This is a genomic window from Roseburia faecis, assembly GCF_001406815.1.
In the GTDB taxonomy this organism is placed as follows: Bacteria; Bacillota; Clostridia; order Lachnospirales; family Lachnospiraceae; genus Roseburia; species Roseburia faecis.
Genome location: NZ_CVRR01000005.1, coordinates 221,061 through 246,595 on the forward strand (window position 1 = coordinate 221,061; position 25,535 = coordinate 246,595).

Consider the following 25,535-nt stretch of genomic DNA (forward strand, 5'->3'; position numbering starts at 1 on the left):
TTTTTGCAAATTTAAGAAATCCTTAAATAATATTAAGAAAAAGAGCACTTGCTTTCGCAAGTGCTCCTGTTATAATTATGTTATCTTAATTGTTAGAAAATTCTTCGAACTGCAAGAATGGTTCTGTAATTTGCAGGAGAAGTATATTTAATACCGTCTCTTGCATTGCTTGCATGTACAATCGTATTGTTTCCAACATAGATTGCAACATGTCCGCTGTAACATACGATATCACCCGGCTGCATGTTTGATGTGCTGACGCCATATCCTACACTTCTTAAAGCACTTGAGCTGTGTGGAAGGCTGACACCGAAATGTGCGTATACAGACATTACAAATCCGGAACAATCCGTTCCGTTTGTAAGGCTTGTCCCACCATATACATATGGATTTCCTACAAACTGTCCTGCATAACTTGCAACCGCTGATCCTGTTGAAGATGCGCTTGATGAATCCTGTACGGAAGAATCTGAGCTTTGTGACTGTGAAGAACCTGAAGAGGTTGTCTGAGATGCACTCTCTGCTTTCTGTGCTGCTCTGTCCGCAGCCTCACGCTCCTCTTTTTCCTTCTGTAATCTTGCCTTTTCTTCTGCAGCAGACTCTGCATATGTGTATTCTGTAGATAATGTGACATAATCTGTAGATACATAGCCTTTGCCTTCATCTACAGAAACCTTTGCCCATCCATCCTTTGACTCATCCAGTACCGTCAGATCGTCTCCTTCCGGCACCAGAGTAATTACTTCTGCCTTCTGGGAAGCTCCCTTGCGGACTTTTAATGTCTCTGTCTCTACAAGAGCAACTCTTCTTCCTGCTTTCTTTAATTTTTTCTCATCACCAATGGATACGAATTCAGATTTTACATAACCTGTTACCGATCCAGATTTGATTTTGTACCAGCCATCCTTCTCCCCGATGACGGTTCCTACGTTATTCTTATATAATTTTCCTACAGCCTTGCTGTCTGTAGTTGGTTTCTTACGAACGTTCACGTAATCATCCACAACAGCTACCGCTTTGTCTTCATACTCAGACTTTACAACTGGTGCTTCAACTTCTTTTACTTCCGGCTGTGCACTTGCAACGGTTGCCTCATCTTCCACTTTTTCTGCGACTTCACTGAGTGCCAGTGAAAATCCTGCTGTCGGTGCAGATGATGTTGTTGCAATATCGGAAGCAAGGCTTGCGACTCCAGCAGTTGGTGCTGCGTAAGCTGCTACAGTAAAATTGCCAATGGTCAGTGCCCCAACTAACCCACATGCGGTCAATTTTAATAATGTTTTACGTTTCATTTTCGCCTCCAATGACTTTTGTACTTCTTTATTACGAATTTGTTACAATTATTACATTGTCATTATAGCAAAGGCACGGATATGTGTCAACCCCTTTTCCATCCACAGAATTCAATTGAATTTTTCGTATATTTATGCCATAATAAAGATGTAATAAAGAAAAACACGTATACCGAGTATTTTAAAAGGAGATCTGTCATATGGATATTTCAAGTATCAGTTCTGCGCTTCTTTCCGTAAACAGTTCCGATCCCGGCTCTCTGGCAAATGCCGTCAGCATTAAAATGCTTGACAATGCCATCTCATCGAATGAATCGCTTGGTGTTGGGCTGGCAAAAATGATGGAGAACTCTGTTTATCCTAATTTAGGAAGTAACATTGACGTTTCCGTCTAACCGGAAAAAGAACCGCAAGGACAACAAAAGAGATCTGTGCAATGCACAGATCTCTTTTCGTTTTTGATCTTTTCTTTATTTTACAGCAATGGCTTCAATTTCAAGCATAACATCTTTCGGAAGACGTGCCACTTCCACACAGCTTCTGGATGGAAATGGTGACGGGAAAAATTTTGCATAAACTTCATTAATTGCTGCAAAATCATTCATTTCCTTGATAAAAACAGTGGTTTTTACTACCTTATCCATTCCGGTTCCGGCTGCCTCAAGCAGATTTGACAGATTTTCAAATGCCTGCTGCGCCTGTGCCACAGATCCTTCCGGAATTTCTCCGGTAGCAGGAACAACCGGGATAATGCCGGATGTGTATACCGTTCCGTTCACTTCAATCGCCTGTGAGTACGGTCCGATTGCGGCTGGTGCTTTATCTGTACTGATTACGTTTTTCATTTTATATTCCTCCTTTTGCCTTTACCTGCATTATACGAAACTCTTGCGGATTTTTCCACCATCCAGTGTAATTTTTCTTTCTTTATACAAGTGTCCGATGGCACGTTTAAACGCAGCTTTACTCAATCCGGTTTCCCTCTTAATCACCTCTGGACTCGCTTTTTCCGAAAACGGAAGCACTCCTGCATAGGAATCCAGCAATTCAAGTATTTTCTCTGCATCCGTGTCCATCTGAATATAAGCTTTTTCCCGCAGTGTAAGATCTAACTTTCCATCCGGTTTTACTGCAGTAACTTTCGCCTCAATCACATCTCCGATTTTCAGGAAACTGTGATCCTCTGAATTTGGTATTCTTGCGGAAAAGCGATCATCCACTGCCACAAAAGCACCAAAGTTATCGGAAAACTCATACACCCTTCCGGTTACCATCTGATCTTTCTGATACGGTGAATCCTTGGAAAGCAGATCGTACAGTCCCTTCATGCTGGCACAAAGCCGCTTGCTTTTATCAATATAAAGGGTTACAAGAATCTCGTCTCCTGCTTCTACCCGTGAAGTCATCTCTTTATATGGCAGAAACAGATCTTTTTCCAGTCCCCAATCCAGAAAAGCACCGATCTTTCCAACTTCTTTCACCACAAGCGGTGCATATTCTCCCAGTGTCAGCTTCGGTGTGTTGGTTGTTGCAATCAGCCGGTCTTTGGAATCTTTATATAAAAAGACCCTTATCTTTTCCCCCGGTTTTGCATCTTCCGGCACCTGTTTTGACGGAAGCAGCACATGTGTCTCACCGCCCATATCCTCTGCCAGATATACTCCGAAGTCTACTTTTTTTACATAATACAAATCCTGATATTCTGCTAATTTCATCTTTTTCCTACGCTTTCAAAAAAACAACAACTGCATATAGCTGCCCATCCGGTGCACACAGTGCAACCGTCACACGGGGATCTTCTATCGTCACATGCGGCACAATTACATCTCTGCACATCGCAGCTTTTTTATATTCTACCCGGACTTCCATTGTCCGAAACTCCTTCGGAACATATTCCATCGCCACCTGTACATATCTGGTATTGTTCATATGGTGATTGGTATCTATGAAATAAGAAGGAACGACCAATGAATCTTTTTCTTCATATTTTTCCGGCAGCATAATTTTCCGCTCGCTGCACTGCATGGGAAGCTGTGGGTCCAATCCGTATGCATCCGAGATTTCTTTTGTCACTCTGACCGGAATCCCCTTCTTTGTATCCATCAGTACCCATACGGAATTTGCATATGCCATCCGTTCCCCATCCCTGCCGTTCATGGAGAAATTCCGGTAACCGTAAAAGCCTTTCATTCCATATGCCCATGTCTGTGTCGTAATCTGTTCGCCCAGCCGCGGCATCCGGTTCAGACAGATCTGCCAGGAAGATAAGATCCACGCCTTTTGTGCATCGGTCCATACTTCCACACCAAGGTTCACGGCCTCTGAATGAAATACGCTGCAATCCTGAAAGTAATCCATAAGCGCCAGCCATGTCATCCGGCCTTGCGCATCTGTCTCACTGTATCTTACTCTGCTGTCAAATTCGTACATTACCGTGTCCTTTCTTATTCTTATCTTTTATAAAACAAAAAGCACTACATAATGTAGTGCTCTTCAGCTGGCCCACCAGGATTCGAACCTGGAAATGACGGAGTCAGAGTCCGTTGCCTTACCATTTGGCGATGGGCCAATGTGTTTCATGTCTCTCAACAAATGGTATTATACATGGAACCCCTATAAGTGTCAACCCATATTTTCAAATTTTTTCAAAAAAACACAACTTCTTTATCAATTAGTGCATATACGCAGGTTTTCCCCCATTCCAGTCCGGCAGATCCGTTGGTCAGTTCTATAATCTCTTTCGGAAGTATCTCTTTTTGTTCTGCAGGTACGAGAATTATCATGGTAACATCCGCCTCATATGCCGTATCCAGAATCACAGTGTGTTTCTGTCCGAACAGATACTGCAGCTTTCCAAGTCCATTATAATCGGTATGAACCAATAGCTGCTGCCCCTTACATTTTTCTATGAGCCGGCTGGCTGCAAGTCCAGCCTGTGTGGCTGCCTGATAGGCGCGTACAAGCCCTCCTGTTCCAAGCAGCACACCTCCAAAATAACGTGTAACAACAACCGCAACGTCCGTAATTTTCTCCCGGAGAAGTACATCCAGCATCGGACGGCCTGCGGTCTGTGCCGGCTCTCCATCATCCGAACAGCGCGTCAGTTCCTGCCTCTCCCCGATGACAAAAGCAGAACAGTTATGACGGGCATCCCAGTATTTTTTCTTTGTCTCATTAATGAAAGCAACCGCTTCTTCTTCTGACTGGACAGGTTTTACCGTTGCTATAAAATGAGATTTCTTCTCTGTGATTTCACCCTCTCCTCCGGTATAGACCACTCGCATATATCCTATTCTCCTTTGTATCATTCCTCATTCTTCTCCGGTATCTGTTCCGGTTCATGTGTTTCTTCCGGCTTTGCATCATCCGGTGGATCTGCCGGTTCTTCTTCCGGCTTCTCCTCATCCTGCGTTTCGGCATCGTGTATATTGCATGTTCCATTTAAAAATTTCTCTGTCGCACAGTACTGGTAATCAGCCGAGCCCTTTTCGGCACCCACAATATAAGTTTTTGTCACAACCTGATCTGCCGGACAGTATTCTCCGGCAACTTTTCCGGATGCCTCACAGATCTGCAGAGAAATATGATGATCACAGTTCTCGGTCGGAACCGTTCCTTCTGCAAAATATTCCGTATAACTTTGCGTTCCACGCGGATCTTTATCACAGACATCCGCTTCCGGCAGAAGTCCGGATTTTGCACAGACAACAGCCTGTGTAATTCCGGAAGGCTTTTCAAAATCTTTTGCCTTAAGATCCGCATGAATCCGCTTCATCACGGCTTTCCACAAATTCTTTGGATATCCCGTAGCTGACTGAATGGAATTATCATCATATCCGCCCCATACCACGCAAGTGTAATAAGGCGTAAATCCGGCAAACAGTGCATCCCTGTTCAGCGTTGTCGTACCGGATTTTCCTGCCTGTGCCATTCCGGTTCCGAAATAGGCCCGCATACCCGTTCCACTCGTCATAACATCTTTCATGGCATCCGTCAGAAGCCATGCGGTATCCTCTTTTATTACCTGATGCTGTTCCTTTGTTTGTGTTTTATCAAGAAGAACGTTGCCGTCATGATCCAGTACCTGGGTATAAAAACTCGGTTCGTTATATTCTCCCTGATTTGCAATTGCGGCATAAGCTGCAGTAAGTTCCAGGTTTGTCACACCCTGTGTCAGACCTCCGAGAGAAATTCCAAGGTTTCTGTCCGTATCGGTAAGCGTGGAAAATCCGAAGTTTTCTGCATATTCATATCCCAGATCCACACCAATATCCTGAAGTGTTTTTACTGTCACAATATTGATGGATTTTGTGATTGCCTTCCGGATGCTCGTGAATCCTCCGAATTTGTGCGTGTAGTTATTGTATGTTTTATTTCCGACCGTAAGCGGTGCATCATCCTGCACGGATGCCAGCGTTTTTCCTCCGGCATCGAGTGCCGGCGCATAACATGCAATGATTTTAAAAGTAGATCCCGGCTGCCGGCAGGTCTTTGTTGCACGGTTCCAGGTACGGTTTCCGGCCTTATTTCCGCGTCCGCCGACAATCGCCTGTACCTCACCGGTCGACTGATCCATGATCGTCATCGCCACCTGCGGCTGCATGGTAATGAAAATATACTCTGAATTTTCTACCAGCTTGTCCCCTTTTCCGAGGACATCTTTTTCGTACTGTGCAATTGCAGCCCGGCAGTCCTCCTCCGATGTAAAATTGATCGAATAATTCTGACTTTTGTTTTTCTTTTTATAATAGGAAAGCATTGTCTGATTGGTATATGTTTTTATTGTACCGTCCTTCTCCTTCACCTGAAAAGAAAGATAGAATGAACATTTGGTACCCGCATCATAGTTGGCTTTGTCTGCCACCTCCTCATCACAGATTTTCTGGATTTGAAGATTCTGTGTGGACTTGATCGTCAATCCCCCTTGATAAATTGCCTTGTATGCTTCTGACTCCGAATAGCCTTTGATATTTACCAGATCACCAAAAACATCATCAATGACCGCGTCCACAAAATATGTGTTCATGGTTTCTTCCCTCACATCATTGTGTTCGGAAATCCTGCCATACACATCATCTGCCATCGCTTTATCATACTGTTTCTGCGAAATATATCCCTGTTTTTTCATGGCATCCAGCACATTCTTTCTGCGCTTTGCATTTTCCTTTGGATGAAGAATGGGATTGTAACCTGCCGGATTCTTTGTAATTCCGGCAATAACCGCACATTCCGAAAGTGTCAGCTTTGACACATCTTTCCCAAAATAACGCTGTGCTGCTGCCTGAACCCCAAGGGTATTGCTTCCAAGGTTGATGGAATTCAGATAATTTTCCAGAATCCAGTTCTTGTCATTTACCTTTTTTTCCAGCTCTATTGCCAGATACTGTTCCTGTATTTTCCGCTGTACCTGACGTTCCATCTTTTCAATTTTGGAAATATTACTGTCATTTTCGTTTGCCCACTGCTCACTCAGCACATTATTTTTAATCAGCTGCTGCGTAAGCGTACTTGCTCCCTGACTGAAATCTCTGGTCCGGACATCCGCCACCAGTGCCCTGACAATTCCTTTCAGGTCAATACCGTTATGATCATAAAAACGCTCATCCTCGATCGCCACTACCGCATGCTGCAGATTCTCCGGAATCTGGTCAATTGTCACGTACTGCCGGTTGGATCCGGCTGCCACTAATTTTGCTGTCTCACTTCCGTCTGCCGCAAGCACTTTCGTGGAATATCCCGTTGGAATGACATCCACTTCGGATATATCCGGTGCGGATGCAAGAATTCCTTTAAATGCACCCACTCCAAAACTCACTGTCGCACAGCCTCCCACAATGATTCCAATCAGTAGAAGTTTCCCCAGTATGACTCCGATTTTATGACGTATTCTCGTTCCTCTTGCGTCCAGCTGTTTTGCTCTCCGGCGCAAAGAAGTTCTTCCATAGTTCATAGTTTTCTCCCCGCAGAAATAATAAAAATTCTTTTATCCATATATTATACCAAATAATATGTGCAATAGAAAGTTTTATTTATCGACAGCAAAAACCCCCGGCTTTCGCCAGGGGTCCGCTGTTGATGTATACTAAAACTAAGGGGATTAGATTTCACTAACCTAGCCATTAGATTAGTGCAAAATTATTCGACATCCTGTAAAGCTTCCATATCTTCCTCACCGGTACGAATCTTGACAACCTTTGCCACATCGTATACGAAAATCTTTCCATCTCCGATATGTCCGGTATAAAGAGCCTTCTTTGCGGCAGCAACAACACTGTCTACAGGAATCTTGCTTACTACAACCTCAACCTTAATTTTCGGAAGCAGGGTTGCATCGACTTCAGCACCACGATAACGTTCGCCGGAGCCCTTCTGGATACCACATCCCATAACCTGCGTACAGGTCATACCAGTAACACCCAGATCGTTCATTGCTTTCTTTAAGTGGTCGTAACGGGAAAGTTTTGCAATGATAACCACTTTGTACATACCGGTTGCATCCTTCGGAACTGTTGAGACAACTTTAACAGCTGCATCTCTTTTTGTCTGGGAAGCCTGTGCATATTCCGGTGTACCCAAATCTGTATTTTCATTGATATCCATTGTCATGGTATTGGAAACATCCATGATAGAAAATCCTGAGTAAGCTGATGCAAGTCCATGTTCCATAGAATCCAGACCAACAATTTCTTCTTCCTCTGTAACACGAAGTCCAATCGTTTTCTTAATGACGATAAATGCAATGGTAATGGTTACAGCTGTCCATGCAGCTACCGTAACAAAACCTAACAGCTGAATACCAAGCTGTCTGAATCCACCACCATAGAATAAACCAACCACCGAATCATTTCCCGGAGCAGATTTCGTAGCAAATAAACCAACGGCGATGGTACCCCAGATACCATTCATCATATGTACAGCTACCGCACCAACCGGATCGTCCACATGAAGCTTATAATCCAAAAGCCATACACCAAAGCAAACCAGTAAACCGGAAACAAAACCAATACAGATTGCACCGAAACAATCGGTCACATCACAAGGAGCGGTAATTGCTACAAGTCCTGCAAGTGATGCATTCAGGCACATTGATACATCAGGTTTACCATATTTAAGCCATGTAAAGATCATACATACAACTGTTGCAACTGCCGGAGCTACGGTCGTTGTAAGAAATACGCTGGCAAGCTGTGAACCGGAAGTACATGCAGCGCCATTAAATCCATACCAGCCAAACCAGAGAATAAAACATCCAAGGCATCCAAGTGGAAGATTGTGTCCCGGGAATGCGTTGACTTTTGTAATCTTCCCAGACTTATCTTTTGAGAACTTTCCAATACGTGGTCCAAGCATTGCTGCACCGATGAGTGCTGAAATACCACCAACCATATGAATGGCACAGGAACCTGCAAAATCGTGGAATCCAAGCTGTGATAACCAGCCGCCGCCCCAGATCCAGTGTGCTTCAATCGGATAAATCAATGCCGAAATTACTGCTGAATAAATACAGTAGGATAAGAATTTTGTACGCTCTGCCATAGCACCTGATACAATCGTTGCTGTAGTTGCACAGAATACTAAGTTAAACACAAAATTCGAAAAATCAAAATTTGCATAACTGGTAAAGATATCAAATCCCGGTTTTCCGATAAAACCAAGAACATCTTCTCCCAGCAATAATGAAAAACCGATCAGGATGAACATTACGGTACCAATACAGAAGTCCATCAGGTTCTTCATCAAAATGTTGCCTGCATTCTTTGCTCTGGTAAAACCGGTTTCTACCATGGCAAAGCCTGCCTGCATCCAGAATACCAGTGCGGCACCGATCAGAAACCAGATGCCAAACATATTTTCATTGATAAAACTTACAATTTGTTGTTTATCCATAACAATCTCCTCCCTATATAGAAAAAGAGACACTTCCCCAAATTCCACAGCTTCGTGGTTCTGAAAAAATGTCTCTTTTTTATTTTGTAAGATGTTTGTAAAAAATGTTCCTTAAATCTTTGGATTAAACTTCAAAGATCAGATCTCCATAAGATGGCATTGGCCATAAATCCTTGTCAACGATCATCTCCAGCTTATCTACCGGTGCACGGAGTGCATCCATAGCAGATTTCACCTCATCCCTGTAATATACAGCCTGTTCCTTACCTTCACCCATTTCTGTTCCCTTTGCAGTAACAGTTTCCAGACTCTTGAGTGCTTTCTGTGTCTCAGCAAGCAGGGAGGATGTCTCTGTCAAAATATCTGTCTGTGCGCTGACATCTGCAGATGCACATGCACTCTTTACAGTTGCAATTGACTGTCCAAGTTCTGTTGTGTACTTGATAACAGCCGGAATAATCTGCTTTCCAGCGATGTCAATCATGGCTTTTGCTTCGATATTGATGGTCTTTGCATATGTCTCGTACTCGATCTCTACACGGGATTCAAGCTCAGACTTGGTAAATACTCCAAATTTTTCAAATGCAGCTACAGATTCCGGAGCTGTATATGCAGGAATTGCATCTACCATGGACTTGATATTTGGAAGTCCACGCTTCTGGGCCTCTGCAACCCATTCATCAGAGTATCCGTTTCCGTTGAATACGATTCTCTGATGTTCGATGGCATATTTCTTGATCAGATCATGTGCTGCAAGCTCGAAATCGTCTGCTTTTTCAAGAACGTCACAGGCATCTGAAAATGCCTCCGCAACGATGGTATTTAACACGATATTTGCCTGTGCAACAGAATCCTGGGAACCAACCATACGGAACTCAAATTTGTTTCCGGTAAAAGCAAACGGTGATGTACGGTTACGATCAGTCGCATCCTTCATGAAATCCGGAATGGTCTTAACACCGGTTTCAAGTTTTTCACCTTCCAGACTGTGTGTTGCTGTACCTGTGCTGATCAGCTGATTTAATACGTCTCCAAGCTGATCTCCAAGGTAAATGGACAGGATCGCTGGCGGTGCCTCGTTTGCTCCTAATCTGTGATCGTTTCCCACATCAGCTGCCGCTGCACGAAGAAGTGCTGCATGCTCATCAACTGCCTTTAAAATACAGGTAAGTACCAGTAAGAACTGTACATTCTCATGTGGTGTCTTACCAGGCTCAAGCAGATTGATTCCATCGTCTGTTGTAATGGACCAGTTGTCATGCTTTCCGGAACCGTTGACACCTGCGAATGGTTTCTCATGAAGCAGACACTGTAAACCGTGACGTCCGGCAACCTTCTTTAAGGTTTCCATGATAATCTGGTTGTGATCAACTGCTACGTTACACTCTGCATAAATTGGTGCCAGCTCATGCTGTGCCGGAGCTACTTCGTTATGCTGTGTCTTTGCAGCCACGCCAAGTTTCCAGAGTTCTTTGTTGACATCCTTCATGTAGGCTGCGATTCTCTCGCGGATTGCTCCGAAATAGTGATCGTCCATCTCCTGTCCCTTTGGAGGCATTGCCCCGAAAAGAGTACGTCCGGTAAAGATCAGATCCTTACGCTGTAAATACTTCTGACGATCTACAATGAAGTACTCCTGCTCCGGTCCAACAGAAGGAGTTACCTTCTTTGAAGTCGTATTTCCAAACAGTCTTAACAGACGGATAGACTGTGTATCGATTGCTTCCATGGAACGAAGAAGTGGTGTCTTCTGATCCAGTGCCTCTCCTGTGTAAGAACAGAAAGCAGTTGGAATACAAAGAGTGGCTCCTGCTGCGTCCTGACGAACGAAAGCAGGTGATGTACAATCCCATGCTGTATATCCTCTTGCCTCAAATGTCGCACGAAGTCCGCCTGATGGGAAAGAAGATGCATCCGGCTCGCCCTTGATCAGTTCTTTACCGGAAAAGCTCATCAGAACCTTGCCATTTGGCATTGGCGCAGTAATAAAGGAATCGTGTTTCTCTGCAGTCACACCGGTCAGAGGCTGGAACCAGTGGGTATAATGGGTAGCACCTTTCTCGATAGCCCACTCCTTCATCTCATGTGCGATGACGTCTGCGGTCTCAAGATCAAGTTCTTTTCCCTCATCCATGACTTCATGGAGTTTCTTGTAAACTTTTTTTGGAAGACGTTCCTGCATGACCGTGTCATTGAATACGTTCTCGCCAAAAATGTCTGCAACGTTAAAATAATCACTCATTTTTTACAACATCCTTTCTTTTCACAATCAAATCCCCTGATTGTACGCTTATTTACCAAACATCAGCCATTTTACTAAAAAAGGGCATTCCAATAGCTATATTGGAACGCCCTCGTTCTTAACTCATGTTTAATCTGAAACTAAGATACCTCTTTCCAACACAAAATGCAACCTCTTTTTAGAATTTTTTTATAATTTATACATTTTGACGTTTTTCTATCAAAATCTACTTCTTTTTTGTCTACTTCTTCCAGTTCTACTACAAAACAGGTACATTTTCTAATTTCTTTGTATGAGGCATACCAGCCTTTTTCCTATGAAATGAAAAAAGGAAGTGTCATGCGGCACTTCCTTTTGTACATGTTCTATTATTCAGCTTTTCCAACAGAACCGAACAGTTCCATTTTCTCCTTAACAGTAGCTTTGATTGCATCTGCACCAGGAGCAAGAAGCTTACGAGGATCAAATCCCTTGCCCTCTAAGTCCTTACCAGCCTCAATGTATTTACGTGTAGCATCTGCGAAAGATAACTGGCACTCTGTATTAACATTGATCTTAGATACACCAAGAGAGATTGCTTTCTTGATCATATCTGCAGGGATACCTGTACCACCGTGAAGAACTAATGGCATAACACCAGTCTTTGCCTGGATTGCATCGAGAGTCTCGAAGCTTAATCCCTTCCAGTTTGCAGGATATTTTCCATGAATGTTACCGATACCGGCAGCAAGCATATCAACACCAAGATCAGCGATTGTCTTGCACTCGTCCGGATCTGCGCACTCGCCCATACCAACAACACCGTCTTCTTCTCCACCGATGGAACCAACTTCACACTCGATAGAAAGTCCTAAGTTGTGTGCTACATTTACTAATTCTGTAGACTTTGCAAGGTTCTCCTCAAATGGATAATGAGATCCGTCGAACATGATGGATGTGAATCCTGCTTTAATACACTTGTAGCATCCTTCGTATGTTCCATGATCCAGATGAAGTGCTACAGGAACTGTGATTCCGAGTTCCTCGTCCATAGCCTTAACCATAGCTGCTACGGTCTTGAAACCTGTCATGTACTTACCAGCACCCTCAGATACACCAAGGATTACAGGACTCTTTAATTCCTGTGCGGTAAGAAGAATGGACTTTGTCCACTCCAGGTTATTGATATTGAACTGACCAACTGCATAGTGGCCTGCTTTTGCTTTTTTGAGCATTTCTGTTGCAGATACTAACATTTGTATTTCCTCCTAATCATAAGTTACCTAGATTATAGTACACTTTTCCCCAAAAATAAAGTTAATTTTTTAACAAAATATTTCAACTCTCTGCTTCAAATTTCGGATGACTACTTCCCGGTGTGCTCCGCCGAATTCACCGTCGAGTGTCCACGGTACTTCTTCCTTCGCCGTAATGTGTACGGCATCGGTTTTAAACGAATAAATCAGATCCGAATCATCAATCATATTTGTCAGGCAGGCAAGGATTTCATTCAGCTCAATCGGATTCTTCGGATTGCGGATCAAAGTCACTTCAAACAGACCGTCATCAAGTTTTACATCATTTCCGGTCATTCCCTTAAAGCCCCCGACAGAAACGGAATTGGTAACCATTCCGTATATAAATTCATCCTGAAACACTTTTCCGTCATATTCCACCTGCATACGGAACGATGGAATGTCCCGAAGCTGTTTGACCCCCTCCATAATATACGCCACGTGCCCGAAAATATTTTTCAGCTGCTGGGATGTCTTATAGGAAACCTCTGTAAACAGACCAAACGCTGCTACATAGACAAAGGTATCTGAATTGAAATCTCCGATATCACATGGAAATCTATTTTGTCCAACCGCACGTTCCGCTGCCTTTAGCATCTCCTTCGGAATTCCAAGAGAATTGGCAAAGTCGTTTGTACTTCCGGTAGGAATATATCCAATCGGAATATGCAGCTTCGCCTGCATCAGCCCGGTCATCACTTCATCAAGTGTTCCGTCACCCCCGCTGCAGACAATACGGTCATATCCCGCACCCTCTTCCACCACCTTGCGCGTCGCATCTGCCTGTGCCTGTGTGGTATAAATTGTCACGTCAAATCCTGCCTTCACCATCATGTCCACAATATCTACAAGATGATTTTTAATCTGTCCTTTCCCTGCATGCGGATTAAAAATAAATAACAGTTTCTGGCTCATACATAGTTTCCCCTTTATATAAGATTTTCCGCAATTGCGGCAAGTTTCCGTAATCTGTGATTCACTCCCGATTTTCCGACCGGTGGATCAAGATAAGTTCCCAGTTCCTTTAAAGTTGCCTCGGGATAATCCAGACGTACCTGTGCAATCTCCGCCAGCGGTTCTGGAATGTTGTCAAACCCTATCGTATCCCGGATCCGTTTGATATCTTCCATTTGTTTAACTGCTGCATTCACCGTTTTGTTGATATTTGCGGTCTCACAGTTTACCTTGCGGTTCACAGAATTGCGCATCTCCTTTAAAATTCTTACATTTTCCAGATTCATCAAAGATACATAAGCTTCCATGACATTCAGCAGATCCACAATCTGTGAACCTTCTTTCAGGTAAACCACCATACGCTCTTTGCGTTCTACAATCTTAGGCTCCGTCTCAAAAAATTCCATCAGTTCTTTCAGCTGCTGTGCCTGTTCAAGCGTATGGCAGACAATTTCAAAATGATAGGATTTATTCGGATCACTGATCGATCCCGCTGCCATAAATGCTCCACGGATAAATGCTCTCTTACAGCATGTCTGCTGCACCAGCATCCCATCCGCTCTCCGGTGATTTATTTTCCGGGACCGGTACGGTTCCTGATCCCAGTGCAGTGTCTGCATGATCTGTAAAACCTCCTGTTTCTCTCCAAATATTTTTTGCAACAGCAGACCATATTTTGTCTGCAGCAAAGAATTTTCGTTGGAAACTACAAGCTTTCCCTCTTCATCCAGCATGCCTTCCAGTTCCAGTATTCCTGCCAGTTCTGCGATCTGGCAATGTCTGCTCCGTCCGAACTGTTTTGCCAGTTCCTCTTTTACTTCACTCGAAAACGACATCCTATTTTCCTCTCAGCGCATCTTTCCCGATATCGCGATGTTCAATTTTCAATCCGTATTCCCGGTTTTTTTTCTGACTCAGACGCTTGTACAATTCATTGGCAAGTGTGACGGAACGATGTTTTCCTCCGGTGCATCCGATGGAAATTACCAGCTGATTCTTGCCCTCGGAAATATAGTGTGGAATCAGAAATGTCACCATATCTTCCAGCTTGTTTAAAAAGATCTTTGCCTCATCATATTTCATGACATACTGCTGGATTTCCACATCATTTCCTGTCTTTGGACGAAGTTCTTCCACATAATACGGATTTGGCAGAAACCGCACATCCATGACGATATCAGAATCTGCCGGAATTCCATACTTGAATCCAAAAGAAAGGATCGTAACATACATGCTGTTAAATTCTTCATCCTGTACAAAGATCTTTTCCAGTTCTGTTTTTAATTCTCTCGTAAGCAGACGGCTGGTGTCGATAATATAATCCGCTTCTTTTTTCAGAAATTCCATTTTCTGACGTTCCCGCATGATTCCCTTATCCACACGCTCTCCCTGTGCCAGCGGATGGCTTCTTCGGGTCTCTTTATAGCGTTTTACAAGAACCGCATCCTCTGCATCCAGAAACAGCACTTCATACTGGACATCCTTACTTTTTAAAATTTCCAGCATATCCTGCACTTTATCCAGATTTTCACCGCTCCGCGCATCAATTCCGATCGCCACATTTTTCATCTGCGTATCAAAATTTGTTGCAAAATCCACAAGTTTATCCAGAAGCGGAATCGGAAGATTATCGATACAAAAGAATCCCATATCTTCCATCATTTTCATTGCTGTACTTTTTCCGGCTCCTGACATGCCCGTCACAATTACAAATCTCATCTAGAACTCTCCTATCATTTTCACTTCCGGTTCAAGTGTCACACCAGACTGTTTTTTTACACGTTGCTGTACATCTTTCATCAGCTGCAAAATCTCTGCTGCGGTGGCATTTCCTCTGTTTATCACAAATCCGCAGTGTTTTTCGGAAACCTGGGCATCCCCAACGGCATAGCCTCTCAGCCCGGCATCCATAATCAGTTTTCCTGCAAAATAGCCTTCCGGACGCTTAAACGTACTGCCTGCACTTGGATACTCCAGCGGCTGCTTCTCCACACGTTTTTCCCTGAGTTCTGCCATCTTTGCACGGATCTCCTGCTCCGGTGCCGGCGTCAGGGACAACTCTGCCTCCAATACCAGAAAATGATTCTTGGGAATACAGCTGTGCCTGTAGGACAGATCCAGTTCCTCCCGTGAGAGTACCTTTTGCTCACACTCCGGGGTAAGCACTGTCACCTGCCGGATGACATCTTTCATTTCTCCGCCATAGGCACCCGCATTCATGGTCACTGCACCGCCCATGCTTCCCGGAATTCCGGCAGCAAATTCCATGCCGCCCAGACCGGCAGCTGCCGCTTTTGCAGCCACCTGGGAAAGCAGGGCACCTGCCTGCGCACGCAGGATATTTCCCTGCACTTCCACCGCATTCATCTGTGCCCCGACTTCAATAACAAGTCCACGGATTCCTTTGTCTCCAACCAGAAGATTACTTCCGTTTCCGATCACGGTCACTGCAAGCCCTTTCTTTTTCGCCAGGCCAAGAATTACCGGAAGTTCCTGTTTCTTTGGACACACGTAAAGATCCGCAGGACCTCCCACGCGAAATGTCGTGTGTTTTTTCATCGGTTCCTGCTGATATACGACCAGCTCAGGCAATGCCGCCCTGATTTCTTCAAGCCACTGATCCATTATGCCTCCTTCAGGAAAGCCACATAGCCGTGCAATGCCTCATACAGATCCACTTTGCTGATGATTTCCCATGGTGCATGCATATTCAGTACGGCAACTCCGCTGTCAATAACATTCATGCCATAATTTGCAAGAATATATGCGATGGTTCCGCCGCCTCCCTGATCTACTTTTCCAAGTTCTGATGTCTGGAACGATACATCATTATCATCAAAAATTCTGCGCAGTCTTGCAATATACTCTGCATTTGCATCATTGGAACCTGATTTTCCTCTGGCTCCTGTATATTTGTTCAGGACAAGTCCCTTTCCAAAGTAAGCACAGTTACGTTTTTCCATCACAGACGGATAATTCGGATCAAATGCCGCAGATACATCGGAAGAAAGCACTCTGGAATTATGCAGCGCTCTGCGCACTTTCAATTCGCTGTATTCCCCAAGCAGATTGATGATCTCTGCCACACTGTCCTCAAAGAAATGGGACTGCATGCCGGATGCACCGACACTTCCGATCTCCTCTTTGTCTACCAGAAGACATACGCTGGTATGCTGTGGCTTTTCAATCTCAAGCATTGCCGCAAAAGACGGATAAGCACACACTCTGTCGTCATGTCCGTATCCCATGATCATGCTGCGGTCAAAGCCGTAATCTCTGGCAGCCCCTGCCGGAACAACTTCAATCTCCGCAGACAGAAAATCTTCCTCGTCCACACCGTACTCTTTGGACAGAATATTTAAAATATTTGCCTTTACGCGGTCTTTCATCTCTTTTTTCTCTTTTTCATCATCACTTGCTGCCGGAATACTTCCGACAAGCAGATCAAGGTTTTCTCCTTCGATCACCTTGGATGCCTTTTTCTCCATCTGTTCTCCCGCTAAATGAATCAGCAGATCACTCACGCCAAAAACAGGATCTTCCGGTTTTTCTCCGATATTGACCGTAACCGTTGTACCGTCTTTTTTACAGATTACACCGTGCAGTGCAAGTGGAAGTGTCACCCACTGGTATTTCTTCACACCTCCATAATAATGCGTATCTAACAGTGCCATCTCCGTATCTTCATATAACGGTACCTGTTTTAAATCCATACGTGGGGAATCAATATGTGCGCCGAGAATGTTCATTCCTTCCTCGATGTCTTTTTCACCGATCACAAACAGAGCGAGACCTTTTCCCATATTATTGGCAACAATGCGGTCTCCTGCTTTTAATTTTGTATTCTGCGCAATCTTTTCACTCAGATCTGCAAATCCGGCTTCCTTTGCCTTCCGGTAGAATTCCCCTGCACACTCGCGCTCAGTCTTGCAGGAAGATATAAACTTACGGTATTCTTCCGCAAATGTAAATACATCCTGTCTTTTGGTTTCTTCCGGGTATTTCTCCCACGCATTTTTCTTTTCCATGATTTCTTACATCTCCTCATTTACTCTCGTCTATTCTTCATCGTCACTTTTTGTCATATTTGCCTGAACTCTGCGATACAGTTCCTGTGCCGCATTGTATCCCATCTTCTTCTGTCTGTGGTTGACAGCCGCAGTCTCACAGATAACCGCCAGATTCCGCCCCGGACGGATTGGAAGGGAATGGCATACTACCTTGTTGCCCAGATATTCGATATATTCTTCTTCCAGTCCCAGACGGTCATAATCCGCATCTTTCTTCCAGTCTTCCAGTTTGATCACCAGATCAATCTGCTGCTTTTCCTTGACGCACTCTACACCATACAGAGTCTTTACATCTATGATACCAATGCCCCGCAGTTCAATAAAATGCCGGGTCACTTCCGGAGAAGTTCCGATCAGTGTATGTTCATTGATCTTGCGGATTTCCACTACATCATCCGTAACCAGACGATGTCCGCGGCGGATCAGTTCCAGAGCCGCCTCGCTTTTTCCGATTCCACTGTCTCCTGTAATCATGAGACCCTCGCCATATACATCGACCAGAACCCCGTGAACGGTAATACAGGGTGCCAGTTCTTCACCCAGTGTATAGATCAGCTCTGCCATAAATTCAGAAGTCGGACGATCCGTACCAAGAACCGGCACTTCATTTTTTATTGCCTCTTCTAAGAAAATTTCATCTGGCTGCAGACTGCGGCAGAAAATCACACATGGGATATCAAACTTCAGAAACGCATCATAACGGGTTTTCTTTTCCGCATCACTCATCTGCTGGATAAACGTATATTCTACATTTCCAATCATCTGTATTCTTGATTCCTCGAAATGTTCAAAATATCCGGTCAGCTGTAATGCCGGACGATTCACATCGCTGGAAATAATCTTACATTTTTTCAGATTGATATCCGGCGTAAAATTTTTCAGATTTAAAACCTGCGCAACTTTTGCAACACTAACACTTCCATTTGACATATTCATTTCCCCCTGTGGCTCATATTAAGCAGTACCTGTGCCGGACTGCCTTTTTATAAACAGATTGTACCATGAATCTTTCCATATCACAAGTTGCTAAGCCGGTCCGGAATGCAGGGTATCATATACATTCTGTGCAGCCGCCAGATTCATGCTGTCGGTTTCTGCCAGTTCCTCCACAGATGCGTTTTTCATATTTTCCATAGACTGGAATCTCCGCATTAGTGCCTTTCTTCTGGCCGGTCCGATTCCCTCAATGTCATCTAAAATGGAATGCACCTGTGTCTTAGAACGCAAAGACCGGTGATACTCAATGGCAAACCGGTGTGCTTCATCCTGAATCCGGGTAATCAGTTTAAATCCCTCTCCATGCCGGTCAATCGGAATTTCCACATTGTGGAAATATAGTCCCCTTGTACGGTGATTGTCATCCTTGACCATACCGCAGACCGGAATATCCAGTCCCAGTTCTTCCAGCACCTGCAGACAGATATTTACCTGGCCGCGTCCGCCATCCATCATGATGATATCCGGGAAACGTGTAAAACTGCCGACTTCCTGCGGCATATTTTTTTCTTCCAGTTCTTTCTGTTCCTGCATGCCGTGCGTAAACCGCCGGGTCAGAACCTCATGCATGGAAGCGTAATCATCCGGTCCTGATACCGTACGGAGTTTAAATTTCCGGTAATCGCTCCTCTTTGGCCGCCCCTTTTCATATACAATCATGGAACCGACGGTTTCAAATCCGTTGATATTGGAAATATCGTAAGCCTCCATACGGTTTAAGTCTTTCATGCCAAGCAGCTGTTCAATCTCTTTTACCGCGCCGATTGTGCGGCCTTCTTCTCTCTTGATCTTTTCTTTATCCTGACTGAGAACCAGCTGTGCATTTCTTGCAGCCAGTTCCACCAGTTTTTCTTTCAGTCCTTTTTGTGGAATTCTTATCGTCACTTTCCGCCCACGTTTTGCAGTCAGCCATTCCTCCAGTACTGGAATGTCTTCGATCGCCTCCTGCAGCATAATCTCCCGCGGAATAAATGGCGTGCCGGAATAATACTGTTTCACAAAATTTACCAGAATATCTCCCGTGCTTTCTTCCGATCCCACGCGCACATGAAAATGATCCCTTCCGATAATCTTTCCACTGCGGATAAAAAACACCTGAACCACCGCATCCCGGTCATCACTCGCCAGTGCAATGATATCTTTGTCTTCTCCGTCCGTATTGGTAATTTTCTGTTTCTGGGCAATCTGGCTGACACTGTTTAACAGCTCACGGTATTCGATCGCCCGCTCAAACTCCATCTCCTCGGAGGCTTCCTGCATTTTTTCTTTTAATTCACACAGCACCGGCGCATAATTTCCATTTAAAAATTCCAGTGCTTTGCTGACCTGTTTTCCATAGGTTTCTTTATCCACATATCCCTGACACGGTGCACCGCACTGATGAATATGATAATTCAGGCAGGCACGGTCCAGCCCGATGTCCCGCGGAAGCTTTCGGCTGCAGGTGCGTAGTTTATAAAGTTTATTGATCAGTTCAATCGTATCTTTCACCGCACCGGCACTCGTATACGGTCCAAAATAACGGGACTTGTCTTTTTTCACCTGCCGGGAAAAAAGAACCCGGGGAAAATCCTCCTGCACGGTTACCCGGATATACGGATACGTCTTATCATCCCGCAGCATGGTATTGTATTTCGGTGTATGTTCCTTGATCAGATTGCACTCAAGCACCAGTGCCTCCAGTTCGGAGTCCGTGATAATATACTCAAAGCGTGCAATATGCTCCACCATCTGTTTTTTCTTGATTCCCTCATCATGGCTAGGCTGAAAATACTGCCGTACCCTTTTGCGCAGACTGACTGCTTTTCCTATATATATGATTGCATCTGTTTTGTCATGCATAATATAAACTCCCGGTTGATCCGGGAGTTTACGCAATTCTTCCTGAAAGTCGAACATGATTTAATCCTCAAACATATCATCACTCACAAATGCGGCTTTGGAATCCTTTTTATCCTTCTCTGTGTCATCCGGCATCAGGGCTTCTTTATCCTCTTCCTGCGGAAGTCCTTTCATCTCGCGGAAAATCTTCATGAATTCCTTGCCGGTAATGGTTTCTTTTTCATACAGGTATTCACTGATATGATCAAGAATTTCACGATTTTCCGTCAGCATCTGCATTGCTTCATTGTAACTGTTATTAATAATGGAAAGTACTTCCTTATCAATCTGTCCTGCCGTGTCTTCTCCGCAGATCAGACCGGCTCTTCCATCCAGATACTGGTTTTCCACCGTAGCAAGACACATCATGCCAAACGTATCTGACATACCGTACATGGTAACCATGGCACGCGCGATCTTGGTTGCATTCTCGATATCGTTTGCTGCACCGCTGGTTGCGGAATGGAATACAAGCACCTCCGCAGCACGTCCTGCCATAAATGTCGTAATCTTTGCAAGAAGTTCGTCCTTGGTCTCTAAATATTTTTCCTCTTCCGGCGTCTGCAGCGTATATCCCAGTGCCCCCATCGTACGCGGTACGATCGTGATTTTCTGTACCGGCTCCGTATTTTTCTGCAAAGCAGATACCAGCGCATGCCCTACCTCATGGTAGGAGACAATCTTGCGTTCTTTATCACTCATCACGCGGTCTTTTTTCTCTTTTCCACCGACAGCCACAAGTTCAAATGCTTCAAACAGATCCGACTGATTGACAAACTTTCGTCCATTCTTTACCGCATTGATGGCAGCCTCGTTAATCATATTGGCAAGATCCGATCCCACCAGACCGGCAGTAGCCAGTGCCAGTGCATCCAGATCTACCGTTTCATCCATGTGTACATCCTTGGAATGTACTTTTAACGTTTCCAGACGTCCTTTCAGATCCGGCTTGTCAACAATGATCCGACGGTCAAAACGTCCCGGACGAAGCAGTGCCTTATCCAGAACTTCCGGACGGTTCGTTGCCGCAAGAATTAAAATACCTTTGGATGCATCAAATCCATCCATCTCCGCAAGCAGCTGGTTTAAGGTCTGTTCACGCTCATCATTGCCACCGCCATACCGGCTGTCACGGCTTTTACCGATTGCATCGATCTCATCAATAAAAATAATACACGGTGCCATCTTCTGCGCTTCCTTGAACAGATCACGCACACGGGAAGCACCCATGCCGACGAACATCTCCACAAACTCAGAACCTGCCAGGGAGAAAAACGGAACCTTTGCCTCTCCGGCAACTGCTTTTGCCAGCAATGTCTTACCGGTTCCAGGAGGTCCGACAAGAAGTGCCCCCTTCGGGAGCTTTGCCCCGATATCGCTGTATTTCTTCGGATTGTGCAGAAAATCCACCACTTCCTGCAGGGATTCCTTTGCCTCGTCCTGTCCGGCTACATCTTTAAATGTCACACCGGTTGTTTTCTCCACATATACTTTGGCGGTTGATTTTCCAACCCCCATGGCTCCTCCGCCCATCCGGCGCATCAGGAATCCAAAAAGAATCCAGATCAGTACCAGCGGAATAACAAAGCTTAAAATGTTTACCAGCCATGCCGAAGTATTGTCCGGCACGGATGCCGAAATTTCAATTGCTTTCCCCTCTGATGTCTTTGCACTCTTGAGTGTCGTGATCAGATCCGGATCATTGACAATTCCGGTGTAATATGTTATCTCATATGGTTTTTTATCGTCCACCAGTGTGTAATCCATCTCATAATTGCTGAATTCCACCGTTTTGATATTATTTTTTTCCAGCTGTTTTAGGAATTCGGAGTATGTAGTTTCCTTCGAACTCATCTGTGAAAACCGGTTGGCAAAAAATGACAGGAAAAAGAGTGCCACCAGAGTGACCATGATAAATCCCAGGATCATCTGTCCGTTATGGTTGTCTTTCTTTCCTCCGTTGTTGCCACCGTTGTTTCCGTTATTACCATTGTTTCCATTATTTCCGTTATTATAATTATTGCCACCGTTATAGTTTCCGTTGTTATAATTATTCGGTGCCTGATTGTCCATAAGCCCTCCACTTGTATATCTCTTGTAATCAATACCCTTATTATATGTAATAAGAAACGCAAAATCAACATTTTGTTCGAGAACTTTTCCTATCCTTTCTAAACTTTTTATAAAAAAGTGTGGAATATTTTCGTTGTCCGCTGTATAATATTAAACTATGGTAGTTTAGATAAAAACTTAGGAGGAAAATTATGCCTGTAAAATACGTCTTTGTCACTGGCGGTGTCGTATCTGGTCTTGGAAAGGGTATCACTGCTGCATCTTTAGGACGTCTGCTCAAAGCGCGTGGCTACAAAGTCACCATGCAGAAGTTCGATCCATATATCAACATTGATCCGGGAACCATGAACCCGATTCAGCACGGTGAAGTGTTCGTAACGGATGATGGAGCGGAAACCGATCTGGATCTCGGTCACTACGAGCGCTTCATCGACGAAAGTCTGACAAAGAATTCCAATGTGACAACCGGTAAGGTTTACTGGTCCGTTCTGCAGAAAGAACGTCGTGGAGATTATGGCGGAGGAACCGTACAGGTAATCCCGCATATTACCAACGAGATCAAGAGCCGTTTTTACCGTAATTTCACATCCGATGATATGCATATTGCAATTATAGAAGTCGGCGGAACCGTCGGAGATATCGAAAGCCAGCCTTTCCTTGAAGCAATCCGTCAGTTCCAGCACGAAGTGGGACATGAGAATGCGATTCTCTGTCACGTTACCCTGATTCCGTACCTGCGTGCCTCACAGGAATTAAAGACCAAGCCTACCCAGGCAAGTGTCAAGGAACTGCAGGGTATGGGTATCCAGCCGGATATCATCGTCTGCCGTTCCGAGCAGCCGTTAGATCAGGGATTAAAGGACAAGATCGCACTGTTTTGTAATGTTCCGAACACACATGTACTGCAGAATCTGGATGTTGAGTATTTATATGAAGCTCCATTGGCGATGGAAAAAGAAAATCTTGCGAAAATTGCCTGTGAGTGTTTAAATCTTGACTGTCCGGAACCGGATTTAAGTGACTGGAAGTCCATGGTCAATGATCTGCGTCATCCGGACAAGGAAGTCCGGATTGCACTGGTCGGAAAATATACCGCATTACACGATGCTTACATTTCCGTTGTGGAAGCTTTAAAGCACGGCGGTATTCCAGAGCATGCAACAATCGACATCAAATGGGTAGACTCCGAAGAATTAAATGTAGACAATGTAGATGAGGTGCTGGGTGATGTAAACGGTATCCTTGTTCCCGGCGGATTCGGTCTGCGCGGTGTCGAGGGAATGATCCTTGCCGCACGCTATGCCCGCGAGAACAAGATTCCGTACCTTGGTCTCTGCCTCGGCATGCAGGTATCCATCATTGAATTTGCACGTCACGTATGCGGATTCAACGATGCACACAGTATCGAACTTGACCCGAACACAACACATCCGGTCATTGCACTGATGCCGGATCAGGACGGTGTAGAAGATATCGGCGGTACCTTAAGACTCGGCGCTTATCCTTGTGTACTGGACAAGGATTCCAAAGCATATGAAGTATACGGAACCACTGAGATTTCCGAGCGTCATCGTCATCGTTATGAAGTAAACAATGATTATCGTGCCACTCTCACCGAGCATGGCATGAAACTTTGCGGAACTTCTCCGGACGGAAGAATTGTAGAAATGATCGAACTCCCGGATCACCCATGGTTTATTGCCACACAGGCACATCCGGAATTAAAATCCAGACCAAACCGTCCACATCCACTGTTCCGTGGTTTTGTGGAAGCAGCAACCAAGTGTAAACGATAATGTAATTCCCGGCGGTTTTTCCGCCGGGTTTTCACTTTATTTGAAAGAGGAGAACTGTCATGCCCAAATCTGTGAATCAAAAACAAAAGCTGTTATTCCTTCTGGATTATCTGCGTCAGAACACGGATGAAACCCATACCGTCACTACCCCACAGATCATCGACCATCTCGCGGCAAACGGCATCCGGGCGGAGCGTAAAAGCATCTATAACGATATCCAGACGCTTTGTGATTATGGTTATGACATCATCCGGACCGAAGGCGCGCATGCCGGTTACCGCATAGCAGACCGCACATTTGAGCTGCCGGAAGTCAAACTGCTTGTTGACCTGGTACAGTCTTCCAAATTTATTACCACAAAGAAATCACGGCAGCTGATTGGCAAACTGGAACAGCTTGTCAGTAAAAACGATGCGAAAAAACTACAGCGTCAGGTTATCGTTGCAGACCGCAACAAAACCAGCAATGAAAAAATCTATTACAGCGTGGATGTCATCCATTCTGCCATTGCAGAAAACCGGCAGATCCGTTTCCACTACTTCGACTGGAATGTCAGAAAAGAAATGCAGCTGCGCAAAGACGGCAGATTCTATCAGGTCAGCCCCTGGCTTCTTACCTGGGATGACGAAAACTATTATCTTGTTGCCTATGACGCGGATGCCGGGAAAATGAAACATTACCGTGTCGACAAGATGCTTGATCTCTCCGCTGTGAATCAGGCGCGGTGCGGACGGACCGATTACGAACAGATGGATATCGCCTCTTATTCCCGCAAAAATTTCGGCATGTTTGCCGGGGAAGAGACAACCGTACAGCTTCTGTGCGATACTTCCATGACCGGTGTCATCATTGACCGCTTTGGTGCCAGTGTAGCCATGCGCCCCTACGATGATACCCACATTCTCGCACGGGCACAGGTTGCTGTCAGTCCACAGTTTTTCGGCTGGCTTGCCGGCTTATCCACACATATCCGTGTGATTTCCCCGGATTCCGTTGTCAATGAATACCAAATTTTTCTGCAGGAAATCCTGCGCAGTTATACCGATATGCAATAATCGTTTCCAAAGGAG

General features: G+C 44.7%; 20 protein-coding genes and 1 tRNA gene. 3 read left to right on the plus strand and 18 right to left on the minus strand.

Annotated features, from left to right (window positions below; genetic code table 11):
• Positions 1–92: 92 nt before the first annotated feature.
• Positions 93–1,292, minus strand: a complete 1,200-nt coding sequence (locus tag M72_RS01985) for a C40 family peptidase (RefSeq protein ID WP_055066976.1) — start codon at positions 1,290–1,292, stop codon at positions 93–95.
• 200 nt (positions 1,293–1,492) lie between these two features.
• Between M72_RS01985 and M72_RS01990 the strand changes: the two genes are divergently transcribed.
• Positions 1,493–1,687 (plus strand): YjfB family protein, encoded by a 195-nt coding sequence (locus M72_RS01990; RefSeq protein WP_022045411.1) that lies wholly within the window; start codon positions 1,493–1,495, stop codon positions 1,685–1,687.
• 75 nt (positions 1,688–1,762) lie between these two features.
• Here the strand turns inward: M72_RS01990 and M72_RS01995 are convergent, their stop codons facing one another.
• The 17 genes from M72_RS01995 to ftsH form a co-directional block, all read right to left on the minus strand.
• The gene (locus M72_RS01995) at positions 1,763–2,137 is read right to left on the minus strand and encodes a RidA family protein (RefSeq protein ID WP_022045410.1); all 375 of its coding nucleotides are present in this window, start codon (positions 2,135–2,137) and stop codon (positions 1,763–1,765) included.
• Between the two features lie 30 nt (positions 2,138–2,167).
• Positions 2,168–3,007 (minus strand): CvfB family protein, encoded by an 840-nt coding sequence (locus tag M72_RS02000; protein ID WP_022045409.1) that lies wholly within the window; start codon positions 3,005–3,007, stop codon positions 2,168–2,170.
• Between the two features lie 7 nt (positions 3,008–3,014).
• Positions 3,015–3,722 carry an acyl-[acyl-carrier-protein] thioesterase gene (locus M72_RS02005; RefSeq protein ID WP_055066977.1) on the minus strand — a complete coding sequence of 236 codons (708 nt, stop codon included), beginning with the start codon at positions 3,720–3,722 and terminating at the stop codon, positions 3,015–3,017.
• Between the two features lie 67 nt (positions 3,723–3,789).
• Positions 3,790–3,861, minus strand: a tRNA-Gln gene (locus M72_RS02010).
• Between the two features lie 76 nt (positions 3,862–3,937).
• On the minus strand, positions 3,938–4,576 hold the full coding sequence (locus M72_RS02015) for a YigZ family protein (RefSeq protein WP_055066978.1): 639 nt from the start codon (positions 4,574–4,576) through the stop codon (positions 3,938–3,940).
• Between the two features lie 20 nt (positions 4,577–4,596).
• Entirely contained in the window at positions 4,597–7,242 is a 2,646-nt protein-coding gene (locus tag M72_RS02020; RefSeq protein WP_055066979.1) for a transglycosylase domain-containing protein, read from the minus strand.
• A gap of 185 nt (positions 7,243–7,427) precedes the next feature.
• A complete protein-coding gene (locus tag M72_RS02025) occupies positions 7,428–9,179 on the minus strand; it encodes an ammonium transporter (RefSeq protein WP_055066980.1) in 1,752 nt (583 codons plus the stop codon).
• A gap of 124 nt (positions 9,180–9,303) precedes the next feature.
• Positions 9,304–11,421: a glutamine synthetase III family protein gene (locus M72_RS02030; RefSeq protein ID WP_022045404.1), complete on the minus strand. Its 2,118-nt coding sequence runs from the start codon at positions 11,419–11,421 to the stop codon at positions 9,304–9,306.
• A gap of 368 nt (positions 11,422–11,789) precedes the next feature.
• Positions 11,790–12,656: a class II fructose-1,6-bisphosphate aldolase gene (gene fba / locus M72_RS02035; protein WP_022045403.1), complete on the minus strand. Its 867-nt coding sequence runs from the start codon at positions 12,654–12,656 to the stop codon at positions 11,790–11,792.
• Positions 12,657–12,725: 69 nt separating this feature from the next.
• Positions 12,726–13,610: a diacylglycerol/lipid kinase family protein gene (locus tag M72_RS02040; protein WP_055066981.1), complete on the minus strand. Its 885-nt coding sequence runs from the start codon at positions 13,608–13,610 to the stop codon at positions 12,726–12,728.
• 14 nt (positions 13,611–13,624) lie between these two features.
• A complete protein-coding gene (gene whiA / locus M72_RS02045; protein ID WP_055066982.1) occupies positions 13,625–14,485 on the minus strand; it encodes a DNA-binding protein WhiA in 861 nt (286 codons plus the stop codon).
• 1 nt (position 14,486) lies between these two features.
• Entirely contained in the window at positions 14,487–15,368 is an 882-nt protein-coding gene (gene rapZ, locus M72_RS02050; RefSeq protein WP_055066983.1) for an RNase adapter RapZ, read from the minus strand.
• Positions 15,369–16,274 (minus strand): UDP-N-acetylmuramate dehydrogenase, encoded by a 906-nt coding sequence (gene murB, locus M72_RS02055; RefSeq protein WP_055066984.1) that lies wholly within the window; start codon positions 16,272–16,274, stop codon positions 15,369–15,371.
• Positions 16,274–17,677, minus strand: a complete 1,404-nt coding sequence (locus M72_RS02060) for an aminopeptidase (protein ID WP_055066985.1) — start codon at positions 17,675–17,677, stop codon at positions 16,274–16,276. Before M72_RS02060 ends, murB begins: the two co-directional genes overlap by 1 nt.
• Positions 17,678–17,707: 30 nt before the next feature.
• Entirely contained in the window at positions 17,708–18,655 is a 948-nt protein-coding gene (hprK, locus tag M72_RS02065) for an HPr(Ser) kinase/phosphatase (RefSeq protein ID WP_055066986.1), read from the minus strand.
• Between the two features lie 90 nt (positions 18,656–18,745).
• Positions 18,746–20,614 carry an excinuclease ABC subunit UvrC gene (uvrC, locus tag M72_RS02070; RefSeq protein ID WP_055066987.1) on the minus strand — a complete coding sequence of 623 codons (1,869 nt, stop codon included), beginning with the start codon at positions 20,612–20,614 and terminating at the stop codon, positions 18,746–18,748.
• Positions 20,615–20,617: 3 nt separating this feature from the next.
• Positions 20,618–22,669, minus strand: coding sequence for an ATP-dependent zinc metalloprotease FtsH (gene ftsH / locus M72_RS02075; protein ID WP_055066988.1), 2,052 nt, complete (start codon positions 22,667–22,669; stop codon positions 20,618–20,620).
• A gap of 191 nt (positions 22,670–22,860) precedes the next feature.
• On the opposite strand from ftsH, the gene M72_RS02080 reads away from it, so the two are divergent.
• Positions 22,861–24,465: a CTP synthase gene (locus M72_RS02080; RefSeq protein ID WP_022045394.1), complete on the plus strand. Its 1,605-nt coding sequence runs from the start codon at positions 22,861–22,863 to the stop codon at positions 24,463–24,465.
• A 59-nt stretch (positions 24,466–24,524) separates the two neighbouring features.
• Entirely contained in the window at positions 24,525–25,520 is a 996-nt protein-coding gene (locus tag M72_RS02085; protein ID WP_055066989.1) for a helix-turn-helix transcriptional regulator, read from the plus strand.
• The last annotated feature ends 15 nt before the right edge of the window (positions 25,521–25,535 follow it).